This is a genomic window from Nocardia carnea (assembly GCF_029868855.1).
In the GTDB taxonomy this organism is placed as follows: Bacteria; Actinomycetota; Actinomycetes; order Mycobacteriales; family Mycobacteriaceae; genus Nocardia; species Nocardia carnea_A.
Window position 1 is genome coordinate 1 of sequence record NZ_JARWOV010000263.1, and the last position, 18,881, is coordinate 18,881.

The window sequence follows — 18,881 nt, forward strand, 5'->3', positions numbered from 1 at the left end:
CCCCCCCCCCTGCCCCCCCCCCCCCCCCCCCCCCCCCGCCCCCCCCCCCCCCCCCTCGCCGCCCCGCCCGCGCCGCCGCGCGATGGTGAGCACCGCACCGACCACCGAGATGCCCTGATCCTGCGGCGGGGTACCCACCAGCACCGTGGCGGGCGCAGTGGCGTCCCAGTTCAACGTGGCCGCCCGGGACAGCATGTCCGGACCGGTGTCCCCACGCACCACCGCATCCACCACCAGCGCCTCCAGGCGGGTATCCCAGGCACCCCGGGACTCGGCGGCGCTGGCGTACACCGAGGCGGCCGCGAAACCGAGCTCACGCCCGTACCGCAGCACCGCCTCGGTGAGCGCCACCAACTGGCGATCGTTACGCGCGAGCGCGGGCAGCCACTGCTCGAAGAACTCCATGGCCACCCGCACCATGTCCACGGTCTGGCGCAGCGTCAGCCGCCGCGCCAGATCCTGCGGGATCACCTGGAAGGCGTCCAGGCTGAACCGGATATCGCTGTCCGGGTCCTGGAGCCATTCCAGGAAGTTGACCACCGCGGTCTGCACCAGCATCTGCACACCCGCGCGCTGCGCGGCGTCCAGATCGGCGAAGAACGGCAACCGGTCCTGCATCGACCCCACGGCCTCGGTGGACAGCCGGCCGGAGAACTGCTTGACGCGTCGCAGCAGTGTGTCCGGTAAGGGGTCGCGGGTCTGCCGGTTCGGCGACAGGGCACCGGTCGGCAGGTACACCTCGTTCGCGGAGGAGCCTTCGGTGACCCGCCGAGGCCGCGGTGGTCTGCGTTCGATCATCGAGTTGTCGTCACTCCGCGTCTCCTGCCCCGCCCGCGGTGAACTTCTCCGCGGCGGATACATCGTCGATCCGGTACCGGGCCGCGGCCTCGGCGGCCTTGGCGGGGTCGAGTTTGCCCATCCGGCCCAGTCCCGCCAGCGCGGCAACGGTGATGGATTCGGCGTCCACGTTGAACACCCGGCGCGCGGCCGGGCGGGTGTCGGAGAAACCGAACCCGTCGGTGCCGAGGGTGGTGAAATCGCCCGGTACCCATTTGCGGATCTGATCCGGTACCGCACGCATCCAGTCCGAGGCCGCCACGAAGGGCCCCTCGGCGCCGGCCAGCGCACGGGCGACATAGGGCTGCCCCGGATCCTCACCCGGGTGGTGCAGCGCCTCGATCTCCAACTCCAGTGCCTCACGGCGCAGCTGACCGTACGAGGTGACCGACCAGACGTCGGCGGCCACACCCCAGTGCTCGGCCAGCAGCTGCTGTGCCCGCAGACCGTCGGGCACGGTGACACCGGAGACCAGGATCTGCGCGCGCACATCGCCCGCCCCGCCCTTGCGGTACAGGTAGATGCCCTTGAGCAGGCCGTCCACGTCCAGGTCCTCGGGCTCGGCCGGCTGCTGGTAGGGCTCGTTGTACAGGGTGAGGTAGTAGAAGATGTTCTCCCCGCCGAACCCGTCCACACCCGGAGTGCCGCCGTACATCCGGCGCAGCCCGTCGCGCACGATATGGGCGATCTCGAAGGAGAACGCCGGATCGTAGGACACCACGGCGGGATTGGTGGCCGCCAGTAGCAGCGAATGCCCGTCGTTGTGCTGCAGACCCTCACCGGTGAGGGTCGTCCGCCCGGCGGTCGCGCCGAGCACGAACCCGCGGGCCAGCTGATCGGCCGCGGCCCACAGTCCGTCGCCGGTGCGCTGGAACCCGAACATCGAATAGAAGATGTAGAGCGGGATCATCGGCTCGCCGTGCGTGGCGTAGGAGGTGCCGACCGCGGTGAACGACGCCGTGGACCCGGCCTCGTTGATGCCTTCGTGCAGGATCTGCCCGACGGTGCTCTCCTTGTAGGCGAGCATCAGTTCCGCATCGACCGAGGTGTAGAGCTGGCCGTTGCGGTTGTAGATCTTCAGCGAGGGGAACCACGAGTCCATTCCGAAGGTGCGGGCCTCGTCCGGGATGATCGGCACGATCCGCTTGCCGATCTCCTTGTCGCGCAGCAGTTCCTTCATGAGCCGCACCAGGGCCATGGTGGTGGCCACATTCTGCTTCCCGGACCCCTTGCGTACCGACTTGTACACCTCGTCGCCCGGCAGTTTCAGCGGTGCGACGTTCGTCCGCCGTTCCGGCAGGAAACCACCCAGCGCCTTACGGCGATCCAGCATGTACTGGATCTCCTTGGTTTCCGCACCCGGGTGGTAGTACGGAGGCAGGTACGGATCCTTCTCCAGCTCGGCATCGCTGATCGGGATCCGCTGCAGATCGCGGAAATCCTTCAGATCCTGCAGGGTCAGCTTCTTCATCTGGTGGGTGGCGTTACGACCCTCGAAATGCTTACCGAGGGTGTAGCCCTTGATCGTCTTCGCCAGGATCACCGTGGGCTGGCCCTTGTGCGCGAGTGCCGCCGCGTAGGCCGCGTACACCTTGCGGTAGTCGTGACCACCGCGCTTGAGGTTCCAGATCTCCTGATCCGACAGGTCCTGGACCAGGGCCTTGGTGCGCGGATCGCGGCCGAAGAAATGGTCGCGGACGTAGGCACCGTCGTTGGCCTTGTAGGTCTGATAGTCACCGTCGGGCGTGGTGTTCATCAGATTCACCAGCGCGCCGTCGCGGTCCGCGCCCAGCAGCGCATCCCATTCGCGACCCCAGATCACCTTGATCACGTTCCAGCCGGCACCGCGGAAGAACGACTCCAGTTCCTGGATGATCTTGCCGTTACCGCGGACCGGGCCGTCCAGGCGCTGCAGGTTGCAGTTCACCACGAAGGTCAGATTGTCCAGACCCTCCATGGCCGCCACATGGGCGAGACCGCGCGATTCGGGTTCGTCCATCTCGCCGTCGCCCAGGAACGCCCACACATGCTGATCCGAGGTGTCCTTGATCCCGCGATCGTGCAGGTAGTGGTTGAACCGGGCCTGATAGATGGCGTTCATCGGGCCCAGACCCATCGACACCGTCGGGAATTCCCAGAAATCGCTCAGCAACCGCGGATGCGGATACGACGGCAGACCCTTGCCGAGACCGCCGTGGCTGTACTCCTGGCGGAAACCGTCGAGCTGATCGGTGGACAACCGGCCCTCGAGGAAAGCGCGGGCGTAGATACCGGGCGAGGCGTGACCCTGGATGAAGATCGAATCGCCGCCGCCGGGATGGTCCTTACCGCGGAAGAAATGATTGAACCCGACTTCGTACAGTGCCGCGGACGACGCATAGGTCGAGATATGGCCGCCGACGCCGATCCCCGGGCGCTGCGCCCGGTGCACCATGATGGCCGCGTTCCAGCGGATCCACGCCCGAAAGCGCCGCTCGGTCTCCTCGTCGCCGGGGAACCAGGGCTCGTTCTCGGTCGGGATGGTGTTGACGTAATCGGTCGATGTCAGTGCGGGAATCGATACCCGGCGCTCACCGGCGCGTTCGAGCATCCGGAGCATCAGGTAGCGGGCGCGGCCGGGGCCTTCGCGGTCGAGCATCTCGTCGAAGGATTCGAGCCATTCGCTGGTCTCCTCCGGATCGATATCCGGTAGGTAAGAGGCCACTCCTTCGCGAATCACACGGACTCGGCCACCGGGCTGCACGCCGTTGGCGTTGCCAGGGGTGGGAGCGGAACCCGGCTGAGCGGATTCCGCCGGGACGCCAGAGTGGATCAGATCGGTCAAAACTGCTCCTCGTACAGGGGGTGGTCGAGCTGATGGCTACGGTGACCCCGAGTGGCCCGCTGGTGTGCGGATCACCCGTGACGACTTGTCCGGGCGCGCCCGCGTCCTTGCGTGGCGCGTCCCACATCATCATGTCAGCCGCCGATCCAGTACCGTTCGACAGGCAGGGCTACGCAGTGGTAACCAAGGAGTCGGGAGGACGATGCAAGGGCTGGACCCGCGCCGATTCGGGCTGATATGCGCCGCGGCGGCACTGGTCACCGGCGCGACCCTGGCGGGCTGCGCGAACCAGATCGAAGGTGTCGCGACCCCCAACGCCGCCGAAGCCACTGCCTACCGCAGTTTCGCCTCGTCCTCGTCCGCGGCCGCCACGTCCTCGCAGATCGCCGCCGCCCGGGACAAGGCGATCGCCGACAACTGCGGTCTGTTCCCCGGTATCACCGGCACCGGAGTCACCAAGTACAACGAGTTCGTCGACGCCCACGACAGCAACGCCCCGGACTACGACGCCAAACGCGACGCCGCTGTCACCGCGCTCGACGACGCCGCCGGTCAGGTCGAAGGCAGCGCGAATGCCGCCGGCGCGAACCTGCCCGAGGATCTGAAGGCGAAATTCGCCGACTACGTCAATGCCGCCCGCGCCCTGTCCCAGGCGACCAGGGAGATGACCTACACCTCCCCCGTCGGACCGCTCAACGATGCCAGCAAGCGCGTGAACGACGCGCGCAACGCGGTGCGCGATGCCTGCCCCGGATGATCTCGAGCGCCCGTCACCAGGCTTTTGTGGCGACATCAGAAATTCGATCTACCCGATCGGCTTGCGTTAGGGCCGATAACCATGTTCGCTTGCAGATATCTTGTAGTCGGGAGTTGAGGAGGACGCCACCGTGGTCGCCGCGGCGGACGATCAGAATTTCGCTCAGAAGCTTGGCATCACCCACGGCATGGTTGTCCAGGAGCTGGGCTGGGACGAGGACACCAACGACGACCTCCGGGCCGACGTCGAGGAGACCGCCGGCAGTGAACTGCTGGACGAGGACTCCGACGAGGTCATCGATGTCGTCCTGCTGTGGTGGCGGGACGGCGACGGCGACCTGGTCGACGAGCTGATGGAGGCGATCGGCCCGCTGGCCGACGACGGCTTCATCTGGGTGCTGACCCCCAAGACCGGTAACGACGGGCACGTCGATCCCAGTGAGATCGCCGAGGCTGCACCGACGGCGGGGCTCACCCAGACCTCGGCGATCAAACTCGGTGAATGGTCGGCCAGCCGGCTGGTGCAGCCCAAGGCACCGACCAAACAGCGCTGAGCCGCCCACAGCTGTGCCGCGCGCCTGCGACGAAGGTGCGCGGCCGGAGATTCGGAGGATACCCATGCCCCTCGAGGTAGGCACCCAGGCGCCGGAGTTCACCCTCAAGGACCAGAACAATCAGGAAGTCTCGCTGTCGGATTACCGCGGCAAGAAGAACGTCCTGATCGTGTTCTACCCGCTCGCCTTCACCGGCATCTGCCAGGGCGAGCTGTGCAAGGTCCGCGACGAACTGCCGCGCTTCCAGAACGACAACGCCGAGATCATCGCGATCTCGGTGGGCCCCCCGCCGACCCATAAGATCTGGGCCGCCGAACAGGGCTACACCTTCCCGCTGCTGTCGGACTTCTGGCCGCACGGCAAGATCGCACAGGACTACGGCGTCTTCAACGACACCACCGGCTTCGCCAACCGCGGCACCTTCGTCGTGGACCGCGAGGGAATCATCCGTTTCGCGGAGATGAACGGCCCCGGAGAGCCCCGTGACCAGGCGGCTTGGGAGAAAGCGCTCGCCGCGCTAGATTCATAGACCGTTCCCCCGGACAACGCTCCGGGGGGTACGGGCGTATAGCTCAGTGGTAGAGCTCTGGTTTTACACACCAGCGGTCGGCGGTTCGAACCCGTCTGCGCCCACCAAGAACACCCAGGTAGTCGTATAGCGAGGGAATTCTGCCCCGTGCGATTCTCCTGAGGCTTACGTGGGGCACCTGGTCCAGTCCTTCTCACGCCGGCAGACGAGATGGGGCGCCGCCTGCGGCTGCGGCCGGACCCACCAGGTGATCGACGAGGTAGCTCAGGTCCTGGTTTGCGCCCGAAGGTGCAGGCGGACTGCCGAAACCAGGAAGAAGATGCCGCCCAGCGTCGCGTACCCACTGAGGGCTGTGAGCGACGCAGCAGGTGCACCCGAACCCGCGATGAAGCTCGCGCCGGCGAGGGTTGAGATCGCACCGCTGAGAATCATCGCCCATTGACCCCCGAGCCGGTACCGCAAGATCGCGACGATCAACTGCACAATGCCCGCCGTGATCGCCCAGGCGCCCCACACGCGGAGCACCTCGGGAATACCGGCGGTCACGGTGACGGCCAACCCGAGGGCGGTGAGCAGGCTCAGCGCCATATTCACGTACAGCGGCGCCCGCGGACGTGCGGAACCCGAAGTGCGGAAGTCGATCACAGCGGCAGCGACATCGAACAGCGGATAGATCACCAGGAGGGCGATGCCGAACGGTGTGAGTGCGGTGGCCGTCAGTATGAGCAGGACCGCCCAGACGAGGGCGAACACGAAACGGGCGTAGTACAGATTCCGCAGCGCTTGGATGCTGCCCGTGGCGCGGCCGGCGGCATCGGCCGCTCGAGCGTCTATCGAGGTGGACATCGGAACTCTCTTTCGATGGTCGGGATGGCCGGAACCGGCTAGTAGAAAGAACGATCGGTATCGCACAAGTCTGGCGGGCTGGACACCCAGCTGTCAATACCGATCGTTCTTTCTGCTAGCCTCGAAGCTGGCCACAGGGAGGGAGAAAGGTCAGATGTCGGAAGCACGCGCGCGACTGCTCGACACTGCGAGTGGACTGTTCTATTCCGAAGGGCTGCATGCAGTAGGTGTCGAGCGCATCCTCTCCACAGCCCAGGTGACGCGGGCAACCATGTACCGGCATTTTCCGGGCAAGGACGACCTTGTTGTCGCCTACCTGAAACAGGCCGACGAGTTGATACGCGCACAGGTCGACACCGCGCGCAGCGAGAACTCGTCGGGAGTCGACGTCGTCCGAGCCGTCGGGCGGACCATCGCCGACAGCATCCGCGCACCCGGGTTCCGTGGATGCGCTTTCCTCAACGCAGCATCCGAGTACCCCGAACCCGACCACCCTGTCCACCAGACCGTTCTCGCGCACCGGCAGTGGTTTCTGGACACGATCACGGATATCTTCGCCGGGGTCGATCACCTCCCTACCGAACGCGCGGCCCGGCATTTCGTGATGCTGCGCGACGGCGCGATGGCCGCCGGCTGCCTGGGCGACCCGGCCCCGGTCTGCGAGACGTTCCTGCACGGAGTCGATGAACTCCTGAACGCGCGCACGGTGACTCACTGATCGACGTCTCGAGCAGGCCCGCACAACACCATCGCGACGCGTCTGCCCACGTGCGGACCACTGCAATAGGGATCGCGCCGGCGGTACTCGTGCGCCGCGCGGTCCGCGAAACGATCGTGACCTGCGCTACCCGGGAATGGGGTGGCGATGGCCGCGTGGCAGGGTGAGTTCGTCCAGTTCGACCAGATTCCCGCCGGACTGTTTCGCCCGGTACATGGCGGCGTCGGCGGAGTGCAGCAGGCGGTCCGGGGTCGGGCGCGGGCACTGGGGGCACACCAGCGCATCGAAGACCGCGACCCCCACGCTCGCGGTGACTTCCACCGCGGTCGCGGGCGGTTCGGCGACAGCGAGGCGCAGACGTTCGGCCTCCGCGCGCGCGGCCGCCGCGGAGATCGGGGCGGCAACCACGAACTCCTCCCCGCCCGTGCGCGCCACTACCGCATGCTCCCCCGCGGCGTCGCGCAGCCGCCGGGCGGTTCGCACCAGGACGGTATCGCCGACGCGGTGGCCCCAGGTGTCGTTGACGCTCTTGAAGCGGTCGAGATCGAAGGTCATCACGCAGATCGCGGGGTATCGCTCCACCAGCCGCGGTAGCCGGATCTCCAGACCCCGGCGGTTGAGCAGTTCGGTGAGGGGGTCCGACAGTGACTCGTTGCGCAGCAGCCAGTAGAGGATCTGCAGCGCCGGTACCGCGCTGACCACCGATACGAACAGCAGCAGCGCGATGGCGACGGCCAAACGCAGGTCTCCGCCACCGGTGACGATCCGCACCGAGAACACGATCACCGCGAGCAACGCCCACACCGAATGCGCGGCCAGTACGCGGGCACTGTGGAAGCAACCCAGGTAGCTGCCGCTGACCACGAGCAGCACCGTGCCCATCGCCGCGAACAACCGGTCCGGTACCTGGAGGAACTCCACCGTGAACAACACGTCGGCGAAGGCCATCAGCACCAGGGACTCGTTCTTGCTCGGCCAGGGCAGCAGCCACCAGCGCAACGCCCACAGTGTCCCGGAGAGCACCCCGACCGTCGAATAGATCCCCGGGTCACCGGGTGGGCCCACAGGTGTCCCCGCGATCACCGCGCCCATCACTGCGATCATCGCGCCCGCGACGCCGATCAGAATCTTCAGCGGCCGCAGCGCCGAGCGGGCCGCCAGGGTGCGCACGAGCCAGCGGTAGTCGACCGGGTCGTCCCACCAGGCCCGCAGCGTGTTGACGTTGTTCATCGACTCACCTTTGGTCCCGGCCGCGTTGCCCACCACCGCTCGTACCCAATGAGAGTTCCGGGAAATCTCACCGGCTCGTGCGGAGCAGTCTAGACCGAACGCATTCATAACCGACGGGCGAGTATGTGTCGTACCCCACGGACGGCCCTGCCGGTTGATCGAACCGGTCCGAGACAGGCCGGCAGTGTTCGCGCAGCCACCCGCGACGCTGGGCCGATAGGCCGATCACCGCCGACTCCAACGGCAGGACCAGCTTCGCGGCGTTCCCGCTCGTCCTCGGCCCCCACAACGTCCCTATAGTGACCGACCAGGCCGAAGCTGCCGCCGACGTCCCACTGGCCGCACTTTCGGCGATCACCCACGTGAACGACCCTTGTATCGGTGCCATACTGAAGGCACTGGCCGGCGCGCTGCAGAGCATCGACGAGAGCGACGCCGAAGTTTTCGCGCTACTCACCGAAGCCGGCCTCGGAACGACCCCGGCCGGAGACACCTGGAGGCACCCTCGGCACCGCAATACCCGGGAGTGCCCGGACCCGAGCAGCTCCGCCGAGCGGATGCGCTGTGGCGTTCAGCCGGTCGGCGATCAGCCGGATTCGCTCAACGAGGTCGTCGCAGTGGACCGGTCGAGTGGTGTCGACGAAGACGGTGGGTAGCAATCCGAGTGACGCGGCGTGTGCGACCCAGGTGGACTGGGCGTTCAGCGATGTTGCCGATGCCCGGCCCAATATCGACTTACCGGATCCGGGCAACCCGTTGACCAGCAAGAGGAGTTCGTCCACCCGGCCGTCTGTACTTTGTCGAAACACCGGATGGCTGGTGCCGTCGAACAACCCGGCCGACGGCACCAGTTCGGCATTGCGGATCGAACTCAGCCGGCATATACCGGCTGTTCCTCTTGGACAGTCCGCGCAGCGCCGACCGGAAGACCGGTAAGCGATCGCCGATCGCGTAGGGCCGGGAGGATCGCGGCAACCGCGAGTACGGCGAGGACCACGCCGAGGACTATCGGGGCGCGGAGGCCGTGGTCCGCGAGGAGGCTCGAGCCCAGTGCGGAACCGAGGACGACGCCGAAGGTGATGAACGAGGTGTGCACGGTGTTCACCAGGACGCCGGTGCCGCCGGCGCGTTGGACGCGGACCGCCATTGCCGGGTTCATCGTCACGCCGACGAGGCCGATGCCGAGCATGAACAGGATCGCGAGGGGCTGGGAGCCGGTGCCGAGGGCGAAGCCGACGAGGAAGACGATGTTCAGGAGCGTGCCCACCAGAAGCGTGGAGACGGTGTGGCGGTCGGCGAGCCGGCCTACGACGAAGTTGCCCACGAGAGTTGCGGCGCCGTAGGCGAGCAGCAGCAGCGGCACCGAACTTTCGGTGAAGCCGCTGACGCGGGTGAGGATCGGGGCGAGGAAGCTGAACACGGAGAAGGTCGCGCCGATGATCAAGGTGCTGGAGACCAGCGCCAGGAGGAGACGCGGGCTGCGGAAGACCCGCAGTTGCTCGGTGAATGTTCCGGTTCCGGCTTCGGACTCGTGCGGCTCATGCGGGTTGCGGACCAGGGCCGAGGTGAGTGCGGCCGCCACCGCGGTGAGAACGGCCACCGCCCAGAAGGCGGCCTGCCAGCCGAGCAGGCCGCCGATGAAGGTGGCCAGCGGTAGACCCAGTAGCGTGCCCAGCATCAGGCCGCTCATCGCGACGCTCACCGCGCGGCCGCGGACGCTCGGGTCGACGATTCGCATGCACAGCGAGACCGCCAGGCCGAAGAACGCCTGCGCGGCAATACCGGTCACCACCCGCGCCACCACCATCACGGCGTACGAAGGCGCCAGCGCGGCGAGCAGGTTACCGGCGAAGAAGATCGCGAAGACCACCATGATCGCGGTCTTCGGTGGCATGCGCAGGAGCGTCAGGATCAGCAGCGGTCCGCCGAAGGCCATGGCGACGGCGAAAACAGTGACCAGATAACCGATCTGCGCGATATCGGTATCCAGGCTCTCGGCCAGCTGCGGCATGAGACCGGCGACAGCGAATTCGCTCGTGACCATGGCGAATACGCCCGCGGCGAGGACATACACGGCGGCGGGTATCGCGGGTGCGCGGCTGTCGGACGGGGTCGGTGTCACGGGAACTCTCCTGGCTAGTTTTGAAATGAACGTTCTAAAATTTGGATGGTTTACGGCCCCCGGCGCTTTTGCCGACCGGACGTCCGGGAGGGAAGGTCTCGGATCGAGGCATGCCGGCCGAAACAATCGCGAGGACCCGACGTGCCGGCCATACCCATCTCACGGCAACACCCGGGCGGAGCACGCGCCTCGACCGTCACCTCACTCCAGCAATGTCGCCACGAGCCAGTATTTTGTAACGAAATGTCCAAAACGAGCGCACGCAGCCGGACCCGCCCACCCATACCGGTTCAGCCGTCCAGACCCTGCGGCCGCAGACCCCGCAGCGTCGCCGCGATGATCTCGTCCGACCATGCCGCCGCGACCCGGCCCTGCGAGGACACCCGCAAGCCGGCGACCGCCGAGTTCACGAAGGCGGCGAGACCCTCGGCGGAAATACTCGTCGTCACCTCCCCCGCCGCCTGACCCGCTCGCAGCACGGCCGCGAGCAGCTCCAGCCGAGCCGTGGTATCGCGGCCGATACGTTCGACGCAGGCCTCGTAGGCGGGATCGTCGGCGAGTTCGGTCACCGTGTTCACCGCAAGACAACCCCGCGGCGCACCCGCATCCGCACGTTCGGATTCCTCGGCCGCGACCCTCCGGAGCAGCGTCTCGATCCGGTCGACCGTTCCCTGCGCGGTATCGCCGATGACTTCCTCGGCGCGCGCCAACGTCCGGTCCAGGTAGGCGTCGAGACACTGCGCGAACAGCTCGTCCTTGCTCCCGAAGGCGTTGTACAGACTGCTGCGACCGAGACCTGTTGCGCGACAGAGATCTTCCGCGCTCGTGGCATGCAGGCCGGCTTGCCGGAACTGGCGCGTGGCGGCCTCGATGACCTGTTCGCGGTCGAAGCTCCGTGGTCTTGCCATGACCGCACCCTAATGCATTTTGTAACGAACTGTCCATAACCGGCCCCGGGATCGATCGGTTTCCGGTGCGTTGCCCGCGCCGCCGGCTTTCGCGATGATGAACAGATGAGCATGGTCAGGCTCTCGACCGAACTGCCCATCCCCGCGCGTGACGCCTGCCTGCTGGCGCAACGTCCGGAAATGTTCGAATACGTTGTCGCACCCCTCCTCCGCACCCCGGACCTCGACTTTCCGGATCCGCTCGCACCCGGCGTCTCCGGCTCGGCGCGACTGTGGTGGTTCGGTATCGTGCCGAGCTGGACTCATCACCTGACACTGATACACCTCGGCCCCACAGAGCTCTTCACCAATGAGAGCGGCGGCCCGGTACGCGTATGGAACCATCGACTGATCTTCACTGCGATCGATGAGAACCGGTGCCGCTACACCGACGAGATCGAGGTCGAGGACGGCTGGCGCGGCCTCGGCATCCGCCTCTTCGCCGAGCTGATGTTCCGCCACCGGCACCGCCGCTGGCGCGAGCTCACCCGAGTTCTCGCGGCCAGCGGCTGGGTGCGCGGCGAACGTCTCTGACCCGGCCGCTCGGAACGACCGGAGCTCGGCCGGTCCTCCGGCTGCCACACCGGCGTCCTACCCAACGCTCGGCATCCAGTGCCGGCACCGGGTTCTCCCAGCGGGTGTCTCATCGGCAAACCGGCGAAACCCGACCCGGCGATCAGCCGACGTCGCGGCGCAACCAGGTGATCTCGGCACCCTCGCTGCCGGTGCGGTAGACCTCGAGGTCCTCGTCCCAGGCGGTGCCGAGCGCGCGGTCGATCTCGGCGGAGAGGTCGTAGGCCGAATGCCGGCCGAGTTCACGGGCGGCCTGCAGCATCACCCGCAACCGCATCTCGCTCACCATCACATCCCCGTTGGCGCTCGTGGCACCGTGCCACAGTCCCAGGTTCGGGACGAAGCTGTAGCGTTCGCCGTCGACCCCCTCGCTGGGGTCCTCGGTGACCTCGAAACGCAGCACCGGCCACGAGCGCAGTGATTGCGCGATCCGGGAGGCGGTACCGACCGGGCCCACCCATTCGGTGGTGGCGCGGAGTTGACCCGGCGCCGCCGGCTGCGCGGTCCAGCGCAGGCCCGCAGGGCTACCGAGCGCGGCCGCGAGCGCCCATTCGATATGCGGGCACAGCGCGGTGGGCGACGAGTGGATGTAGACCACACCCGCCGTTGTCTCCGCGTATCGAGTCGATCCGCGCACCACGTACACCTCCGGTTTCGACGAAGCTCGTCTTCCCCAACGGTCCGTCGACAAGGCGTTGCCCGAGTGTACTCGAGTGCCCGGTGTTACATGTGTTACTGCGCAGCTGTGTTGCGGGCAAGTATGGCCTCATCGATCACCGAATCACTGAACGGAGGCCATACTTCACGCGACCAGTCCCCGAAATTCTCGTCGCTCAACGCCACACAGGCCAGGTCGAGCTGCGGATCGACCCAGATGAACGTGCCCGACTGCCCGAAATGACCGTATGTCCGTGGCGAGTTCGCGGTACCGGTCCAATGCGGCGATTTGCCGTCGCGGATTTCGAAGCCCAGCCCCCAGTCGTTGGGGCGCTGCGAACCGAATCCGGGCAGCACGCCGTTGCTGCCGGGAAACTGGACGGTGATCGCCTCGGCATGCGTCTGCGGCGAAATCAGCCGCGGCTCGAGAAGTTCGGCGGCGAAGCGCAGCAGGTCCGCGAGGGTGGAATGCGCGCCGTGTCCGGCCGAACCCGTCAACTCGGAGGCCACCATCCCCAGCGGTTCGAAAACGGCCTCGCGCAGATATTGCGGGAACGGGATACCGGTGTGTTCGGCGACGAAATCGGCCAGCATTTCGAAGCCGGAGCTCGAATATATCCGCTTGGCCCCGGGCCGCGCGAGGACTTCGGTGGTGTCGAACGCGACCCCGGAGGTGTGTGCCAGCAGATGGCGGACAGTCGAACCGGGCGGGCCCGCAGGCTGGTCGAGTTCGACGGCGCCTTCCTCCACGGCGATCAGTGCCGCATACGCCACCAGCGGTTTGGTCACCGAAGCGAGCCGGAAGACATGGTCGGCGTCACCTGCCGACCACCGGCCGTCCCGGGTGACCACGCCCGCCGCGGCATGCCGGGCCGGCCATTGTTCGATCTGCTCGAGTGCGCGCACAACTCCGAGGTTACGAGACCGTGTCGTTCACGCGGAATTCGCCCGGGCCCTCTTCGGGATGACATGTCCCGGCACCGTGCACCACGCGGCGCCTTCCGATACCGGGAAGAACGGGCGCGCACAGAATTCCACACGCCGCCCGCCCGAACCGACTCCGGGGCCGCCGGGCCGGTACTCGACCGGCCGGGCAGCCCCGGAAAACGCCATACCGCGAAGGATCTCGCCGGTTACGCAGACGCGAGATCAGCGATCGGCGTCGGTGTACTTGATGATGCCGCGGATGTTCTTGCCGTCCAGCATGTCCTTGTAGCCCTGGTTGATATCTTCCAGCGCGTAGCTGCGGGTGACCATATCGTCCAGGTTCAGCTGACCCGACTTGTACAGCGAGAGCAGCTTGGGAACGTCCTGGCGGGCATTACCGCCGCCGAAGATGCAACCCTTGACCGTTTTCTGCAGCATGCAGAGCAGGAAGTTGTTCATCTTCACGTCGAAGGCGTCCATCCGGCCCATGGAGGTGACCACCAGGGTGCCGGCCTTCGCGGTGAGGATCAGGCCCTCTTCGATGTAGGAGCCCTCCATCTCACCCATGGTGAGAATGACCTTGTCCGCCATCCGGCCCTCGGTGACCTCCATCAGCGGGGCGATGGCCTCGGTCATGCTGGCGTAGGCGTGGGTGGCACCGAATTTCATGGCCTGCTCCCGTTTCCACGGGTTCGGGTCGATGGCGACGACCTTCCGCGCCCCGGAGAGCACCGCGCCCTGCAGCGCGCTCATCCCGACACCGCCGACACCGACGATGGCCGCGGTCTCCCCCGGCATGATGTTGGCGACGTGGGTGGAGGATCCGAAACCGGTCGGCACACCGCAGCCGACGAGACAGGCCACCTCGAACGGGATCTCGGGGTCGATCTTGACCACCGAGGTGTGGTGCACCGTCATGTACGGGGAGAACGTGCCGAGCAGGCACATCGGGATGACATCCTTGCCGCGGGCCTGGATGCGGTAGCTACCGTCGCTGACCGACTGCCCGGACAGCAGCCCCATCCCGAGATCGCACAGGGCCATGTTCCCGGATACGCAGGCCGGACAGCGGCCACAGGCCGGGATGAACGACAGCACCACGTGATCGCCGACGGCGAGGTCGGGCGGCGTATTGGGGCCCAGCTTGGTGATGACGCCCGCGCCCTCGTGGCCGCCCATCGCCGGGAACGACGGCATCGGGGTGGCACCGGTGACCATGTGGTGGTCCGAATGGCACATACCGGCGGTTTCCATCCGGATCTGCACTTCACCGGCGCGGGGGTCGCCGAGTTCGATTTCCTCCACGGACCACGGCTCGTCGATCCCCCACAGGATCGCGCCCTTCGTCTTCATTCGTGTCCGACCTCTCGCATGCGCGGGCTTTCATGTGACAGCGTCCACACTACGACACGAACTGGAACACGTTCTAGTGGGTTGGCAAAGATTTTCTCCGGACAACTGGTCGGCCGACCACATCCGTCCGGCCGCCACCCCGCACGCCGCGGAGAATACACCCGAATCGTCCGCTTCCACCGCCGATACCGCAACAGCCGATAACCCGCCACCATCGCGGCACGAAACGCAACGGCGACCCCCGGGCTACAGCCGGGAGCCGCCATCGTCGCCGTAGAGTGAAACTTGTTCCTACTCCATCAGGCTACGCGCCCGCGCGAACAGCTCCAGAGTGTTCGCGTGCAGGAAATCGCCGACCTTTCTGGGTGCCTTACCGGCGAAGGCGCGGGCGTAGGTACCTTCCAGCACGATGCCGAGTTTGAAACAGGCCAGCACGGTGTACCAGGTGACCGCACTCAGGTCACGGTCGGAGAAGTTGCCGTAGTGCGCGACCATCTCCGCGCTCGACGGCAGCCCGCCGGCCTCCCCCAGTTTGCCGATGAGCGCGGCACCGGAGGTGCCCGGTTCCGGCCGGGTGGCGATCTGCCAGCCGAGGTCCAGCAGTGGATCGCCGATGGTCGACATCTCCCAGTCCACCAGCGCCGCCACCTCGGGGCGCTCGTAGGAGAACATGATGTTGGCCAGATGGCAGTCCCCGTGCAGGATGCCGGGCGTCCAGATGGCGGGGCGGTTGCGCTCCAGCCAGTCGGCGACATCGTTCAGGCCCGGGATCTCCGGGCCCGGGTAGCCCTCATTGGCCGAATACGAGTCGAGTTCGTGCATCCACCGGCCTACCTGCCGTTCCAGGAAACCCTCGGGTTTGCCGTAGTCGGACAATCCGAGAGCCTGGTAGTCGAGCGCACCCAGGCGGGCGATGGCCTCCACCGCGGACAGCCCCATGGCGTGCCGCGCAGCGGGGTCGCCGGCGAATTCCGCCGGTAGTTCGGTCTGCGGGTTGTATCCCTCGATCGGTTCCATCAGGTAGAACACCGCGCCCAGAACCGATTCGTCCGGCTCGGCCGCGATCACCCGGGGCGCCCGCACATCGGTACCGGACAGCGCGCCCAGCAGCCGAGCTTCGCGCCGGATGACCTCGTTGCTCTTGGGGCGCAGATGGGCGGGACCACGGCGCAGCACATAGTCGCGACCACCGCGGGTGAACCGCAGCATGATGTTCTGAGTGCCCCCGCCCAGGGCCTTCACCTCCTGGAACTCGCCACCGGTGAGCCCGTGCTCATCCATCCAGTTCCCGACCACGGTGAAGTCGACGTGTTCACGATCCACGCCCACCGGCTGCGCAACAGACATGCCTGACATTGTGCCCCACCACGCACGCACAACTGCAGGCAACCGACAACAGTTCGAGACACCGGCCCGGCGTAGATTCGGACCACCATGTCCGATTCCGTCACCGTGCAGCACCGGGTGCTCGAACGCGCCGTCGACACCGAGGCCGCGTTCCTGCGCCTCTACCGCAGCTCGGCCACCGCGTTCTGGCTGGACAGTGAACATGTGGAACCGGGACTGGATCGTTTCTCGTTCCTCGGCGACGCCGGCGGACCACTGGCCGAAGTCGTGCGGTACCGGGTCGGCAGCGGATTCGTCACCGTCACCGGCCCCGGGGGCCGGGTCCGGCGCGAACCGGGCACCATCCTGGACTACCTGGCCGCCGCGCTGCGCACCCGATTCCTGCCGCTGCCCGCGCAGCTGCCGTTCGATTTCGCCGGGGGCTACGTCGGCTATCTGGGCTACGAGGTCAAGGCCGACTGCGGCGGCACGGCCGTACACCGCGCCACGACTCCCGATGCCCAATGGATCTTCGCGGATCGGCTGGTGGTGGTCGATCATCTCGCCGGCCGGACTCATCTGGTGGCGCTCACGGGCCCGGGAGAATCGGCACGGCGGGACTCCGCCGGCTGGCTGGACAACACGGCCGCGGTGCTGGAGCAGCTGCCGACGTGGACGAACCCCGAACCCCTCGACACCGGCCACGATCCCGCCGGCGGCGACAGTCGTGACCACTCCGCGGCCGGTGCGCACGACCGATACGCAACGGAAGCCGGCTCCGTCCGCTCCACGGTCGAGGACCACCTCGTCCGTGGCCGGGCGCAGTACCTCCGCGATATCGCCGACTGCCGAGGTGCGCTGCGGGCCGGGGAATCCTACGAGATCACCCTCACCGACCAGCTCACCCTTCCCGCCACAGCCGGTGGACTCGACACCTATCGGGTATTGCGCCGCGCAAACCCCGCACCGTATTCCGCCTACCTGCGATTCGGCGATCTCGAAATCGCCTGCTCCTCCCCCGAACGCTTCCTGAAGATCGACCGTACCCGCACGGTGGAGACGAAACCGATCAAGGGCACCGCCCGCCGCGATCCCGACCCGGCCGTGGACGACCGGCTGCGCCGCGCCCTGACCGAGGATCCGAAAACCCGCGCGGAGAACGTGATGATCGTCGACCTGCTGCGTAACGATCTGGGCCGGGTCTGTGAGATCGGCAGTGTCCGGGTGCACGATCTGCTGGCCACCGAAACCTATTCGACCCTGCACCAACTGGTTTCGACCGTGCGCGGGACGCTGCGCCCCGATACCGATGTCATCGCCTGTCTGCGCGCGTGTTTCCCCGGGGGTTCGATGACCGGCGCCCCGAAGATCCGCACCATGGAGATCATCGATGATCTGGAAACCCGGGCGCGTGGTATCTATTCGGGAACCATCGGGTTCCTGGGCCTGGGCGGTACCGCCGATCTGAATATCGTGATCCGCACCGCGGTGCGCCACGGCGGCCGCTGGCAGATCGGTGCGGGCGGGGCGATCGTGCTGGATTCGGTGGCCGCCGACGAGTACGACGAAATGCTGCTCAAGGCGCGGGCGGTGTACCGGGCCGTAGCCGCGGTCGAAGCCGGGCTGTCCCGGCCGGCGAGCGATATTCCGGCAGGGATCTGAGCAGTCCGCGGGCCGGGACCGGAAGAACACCCGGCTCGATCGCGGGAACAGCGCAACAATGGAGCGATGGCACAGCTCTGGGTGAAAACATATGGTGGCGACTGGCTTCGGGCCGATCAGATCATCGAAATCGGTATCGAAACGGTGCACACACCTCCTGAGGATCCGGGTGCGACGGAGGTCATCGCGCGACTGGCGGTGGCCACCGGCAGCGGGAACTGGGATTACGACCGGGGTAACGGCACGGTCGGTCCGAGCGCGCGGGTACTGGGCCGCTATGCGGACGGGGAGGCCGCGCAGCGAGTCGCGGATCGACTGGTCCTGACCCTGCTCAGCGCCGAACGCAACGCCCAGATCACCTTCGAGGACGACGATGTGCTGGTCCGCCCGGTACACGATCGCACCACGGCCGACACCCCCTACAACGGCCGGACCCTCGACCGCCGCTGACGGATCGGCCGCCGATCAGGTTTTCCGGCGCGGCCGCTTCCGGGGCGGTTCGGGTTCGGGTTCCGGCGGCGCACCGAGACCGGCCATCCGGCCGATACGACCGACCCCGGGTAACCGGGACAGGGCGCCGAACAGATCTTCGCCCAGCGCGATCAGCGCTTCCAGCCGGGGAAGTAACCGGTCGTAGGCCGCGAAAGCAGGGTCGGCGAGGGCCAGCGTGCGGTCGAGCCGGTCGACCGTTGCGTTGAGGCGGTCTATGGCGCTGGACAGGTTGTCCAGCAGATCGGGCAGTTGCGCGGCCAGCTGCGCCGAGGCCGGTGGAAGCCGCACCGCGGTATCGAAAGCCTGACCCGCGGTCAACTGGGCGGCCTCCAAGGCCTGCCCGGCGGCGGACTGCGCCGCATCGACCGCCGACTGCGCGGCGGCCAGTACATCGGCGGGTGAGGGCACCCGGCGCGCTCCCGGCCGGTTCGCCGCCTTCCCACTCCCCGGCTGTCCCGGATCGGCCATGGGACAACTCTGCCGCATCCACCCCGGGCAATGCCATGACCTGCGCGCCTGCGGGCGTGT

18 protein-coding genes, 1 tRNA gene and 1 pseudogene are annotated in these 18,881 nt (G+C 67.1%); 9 read left to right on the forward strand and 11 right to left on the reverse strand.

Annotation, left to right across the window (positions count from 1 at the left end):
• Together QH195_RS27410 and aceE are read right to left on the reverse strand one after the other, a co-directional pair.
• Positions 1-798: pseudogene (locus QH195_RS27410) on the reverse strand (PucR family transcriptional regulator); the annotation flags it as partial.
• Between the two features lie 10 nt (positions 799-808).
• On the reverse strand, positions 809-3,661 hold the full coding sequence (gene aceE / locus QH195_RS27415; RefSeq protein WP_432278383.1) for a pyruvate dehydrogenase (acetyl-transferring), homodimeric type: 2,853 nt from the start codon (positions 3,659-3,661) through the stop codon (positions 809-811).
• Between the two features lie 202 nt (positions 3,662-3,863).
• On the opposite strand from aceE, the gene QH195_RS27420 reads away from it, so the two are divergent.
• The 4 genes from QH195_RS27420 to QH195_RS27435 all read left to right on the forward strand — a co-directional run bounded on the left by QH195_RS27420 (position 3,864) and on the right by QH195_RS27435 (position 5,607).
• On the forward strand, positions 3,864-4,418 hold the full coding sequence (locus tag QH195_RS27420; RefSeq protein ID WP_280419802.1) for a hypothetical protein: 555 nt from the start codon (positions 3,864-3,866) through the stop codon (positions 4,416-4,418).
• 130 nt (positions 4,419-4,548) lie between these two features.
• Positions 4,549-4,971, forward strand: coding sequence for a DUF3052 domain-containing protein (locus QH195_RS27425; RefSeq protein WP_280419803.1), 423 nt, complete (start codon positions 4,549-4,551; stop codon positions 4,969-4,971).
• A gap of 64 nt (positions 4,972-5,035) precedes the next feature.
• A complete protein-coding gene (locus QH195_RS27430; RefSeq protein ID WP_280419804.1) occupies positions 5,036-5,500 on the forward strand; it encodes a peroxiredoxin in 465 nt (154 codons plus the stop codon).
• Positions 5,501-5,532: 32 nt separating this feature from the next.
• Positions 5,533-5,607, forward strand: a tRNA-Val gene (locus QH195_RS27435).
• 157 nt (positions 5,608-5,764) lie between these two features.
• Here the strand turns inward: QH195_RS27435 and QH195_RS27440 are convergent.
• Complete coding sequence (locus tag QH195_RS27440) at positions 5,765-6,346, reverse strand: hypothetical protein (protein ID WP_280437527.1); 582 nt, start codon at positions 6,344-6,346, stop codon at positions 5,765-5,767.
• A gap of 154 nt (positions 6,347-6,500) precedes the next feature.
• Between QH195_RS27440 and QH195_RS27445 the strand changes: the two genes are divergently transcribed.
• Positions 6,501-7,064 carry a TetR/AcrR family transcriptional regulator gene (locus QH195_RS27445; RefSeq protein ID WP_280419806.1) on the forward strand — a complete coding sequence of 188 codons (564 nt, stop codon included), beginning with the start codon at positions 6,501-6,503 and terminating at the stop codon, positions 7,062-7,064.
• Between the two features lie 126 nt (positions 7,065-7,190).
• Here the strand turns inward: QH195_RS27445 and QH195_RS27450 are convergent, their stop codons facing one another.
• Positions 7,191-8,294, reverse strand: coding sequence for a GGDEF domain-containing protein (locus QH195_RS27450; RefSeq protein ID WP_280437528.1), 1,104 nt, complete (start codon positions 8,292-8,294; stop codon positions 7,191-7,193).
• 299 nt (positions 8,295-8,593) lie between these two features.
• Here QH195_RS27450 and QH195_RS27455 point away from each other — a divergent pair, with 299 nt between their 5' ends.
• Positions 8,594-8,950 (forward strand): hypothetical protein, encoded by a 357-nt coding sequence (locus tag QH195_RS27455; protein ID WP_280437529.1) that lies wholly within the window; start codon positions 8,594-8,596, stop codon positions 8,948-8,950.
• A gap of 215 nt (positions 8,951-9,165) precedes the next feature.
• On the opposite strand, the gene QH195_RS27460 is transcribed toward QH195_RS27455, so the two are convergent.
• Together QH195_RS27460 and QH195_RS27465 are read right to left on the reverse strand one after the other, a co-directional pair.
• Complete coding sequence (locus QH195_RS27460; protein ID WP_280437530.1) at positions 9,166-10,416, reverse strand: MFS transporter; 1,251 nt, start codon at positions 10,414-10,416, stop codon at positions 9,166-9,168.
• A gap of 290 nt (positions 10,417-10,706) precedes the next feature.
• Positions 10,707-11,324 (reverse strand): TetR/AcrR family transcriptional regulator, encoded by a 618-nt coding sequence (locus tag QH195_RS27465; RefSeq protein ID WP_280437531.1) that lies wholly within the window; start codon positions 11,322-11,324, stop codon positions 10,707-10,709.
• A gap of 105 nt (positions 11,325-11,429) precedes the next feature.
• Between QH195_RS27465 and QH195_RS27470 the strand changes: the two genes are divergently transcribed.
• A complete protein-coding gene (locus tag QH195_RS27470) occupies positions 11,430-11,897 on the forward strand; it encodes a hypothetical protein (protein ID WP_280437532.1) in 468 nt (155 codons plus the stop codon).
• 142 nt (positions 11,898-12,039) lie between these two features.
• Here the strand turns inward: QH195_RS27470 and QH195_RS27475 are convergent, their stop codons facing one another.
• From QH195_RS27475 to QH195_RS27490, 4 genes are all read right to left on the reverse strand, one after another.
• Positions 12,040-12,573 (reverse strand): DUF3145 domain-containing protein, encoded by a 534-nt coding sequence (locus QH195_RS27475; protein WP_280419812.1) that lies wholly within the window; start codon positions 12,571-12,573, stop codon positions 12,040-12,042.
• A gap of 95 nt (positions 12,574-12,668) precedes the next feature.
• Entirely contained in the window at positions 12,669-13,499 is an 831-nt protein-coding gene (locus tag QH195_RS27480; protein ID WP_280437533.1) for a serine hydrolase domain-containing protein, read from the reverse strand.
• 243 nt (positions 13,500-13,742) lie between these two features.
• On the reverse strand, positions 13,743-14,873 hold the full coding sequence (locus QH195_RS27485) for an NDMA-dependent alcohol dehydrogenase (protein WP_280419814.1): 1,131 nt from the start codon (positions 14,871-14,873) through the stop codon (positions 13,743-13,745).
• A gap of 291 nt (positions 14,874-15,164) precedes the next feature.
• Positions 15,165-16,229, reverse strand: coding sequence for a phosphotransferase family protein (locus QH195_RS27490; RefSeq protein WP_280437534.1), 1,065 nt, complete (start codon positions 16,227-16,229; stop codon positions 15,165-15,167).
• 78 nt (positions 16,230-16,307) lie between these two features.
• On the opposite strand from QH195_RS27490, the gene pabB reads away from it, so the two are divergent.
• The gene (pabB, locus tag QH195_RS27495; RefSeq protein ID WP_280437535.1) at positions 16,308-17,861 is read left to right on the forward strand and encodes an aminodeoxychorismate synthase component I; all 1,554 of its coding nucleotides are present in this window, start codon (positions 16,308-16,310) and stop codon (positions 17,859-17,861) included.
• A gap of 66 nt (positions 17,862-17,927) precedes the next feature.
• A complete protein-coding gene (locus QH195_RS27500) occupies positions 17,928-18,311 on the forward strand; it encodes a hypothetical protein (protein WP_280437536.1) in 384 nt (127 codons plus the stop codon).
• Positions 18,312-18,326: 15 nt separating this feature from the next.
• Here QH195_RS27500 and QH195_RS27505 read toward each other — a convergent pair whose 3' ends face one another.
• Positions 18,327-18,821: a hypothetical protein gene (locus QH195_RS27505; protein ID WP_280419818.1), complete on the reverse strand. Its 495-nt coding sequence runs from the start codon at positions 18,819-18,821 to the stop codon at positions 18,327-18,329.
• Positions 18,822-18,881: the final 60 nt, after the last annotated feature.

Excerpts from the sequence above, each read along its gene's own strand:
- QH195_RS27450 (WP_280437528.1), bottom strand. The coding sequence starts at position 8,294 with ATGAACAACGTCAACACGCTGCGGGCCTGGTGGGACGACCCGGTCGAC.
- QH195_RS27490 (WP_280437534.1), bottom strand. The coding sequence starts at position 16,229 with ATGTCAGGCATGTCTGTTGCGCAGCCGGTGGGCGTGGATCGTGAACAC.
- QH195_RS27485 (WP_280419814.1), bottom strand. The coding sequence starts at position 14,873 with ATGAAGACGAAGGGCGCGATCCTGTGGGGGATCGACGAGCCGTGGTCC.
- QH195_RS27465 (WP_280437531.1), bottom strand. The coding sequence starts at position 11,324 with ATGGCAAGACCACGGAGCTTCGACCGCGAACAGGTCATCGAGGCCGCC.
- QH195_RS27420 (WP_280419802.1), top strand. The coding sequence starts at position 3,864 with ATGCAAGGGCTGGACCCGCGCCGATTCGGGCTGATATGCGCCGCGGCG.
- QH195_RS27445 (WP_280419806.1), top strand. The coding sequence starts at position 6,501 with ATGTCGGAAGCACGCGCGCGACTGCTCGACACTGCGAGTGGACTGTTC.
- pabB (WP_280437535.1), top strand. The coding sequence starts at position 16,308 with ATGTCCGATTCCGTCACCGTGCAGCACCGGGTGCTCGAACGCGCCGTC.
- QH195_RS27500 (WP_280437536.1), top strand. The coding sequence starts at position 17,928 with ATGGCACAGCTCTGGGTGAAAACATATGGTGGCGACTGGCTTCGGGCC.
- QH195_RS27470 (WP_280437532.1), top strand. The coding sequence starts at position 11,430 with ATGAGCATGGTCAGGCTCTCGACCGAACTGCCCATCCCCGCGCGTGAC.
- QH195_RS27430 (WP_280419804.1), top strand. The coding sequence starts at position 5,036 with ATGCCCCTCGAGGTAGGCACCCAGGCGCCGGAGTTCACCCTCAAGGAC.
- QH195_RS27440 (WP_280437527.1), bottom strand. The coding sequence starts at position 6,346 with ATGTCCACCTCGATAGACGCTCGAGCGGCCGATGCCGCCGGCCGCGCC.
- QH195_RS27505 (WP_280419818.1), bottom strand. The coding sequence starts at position 18,821 with ATGGCCGATCCGGGACAGCCGGGGAGTGGGAAGGCGGCGAACCGGCCG.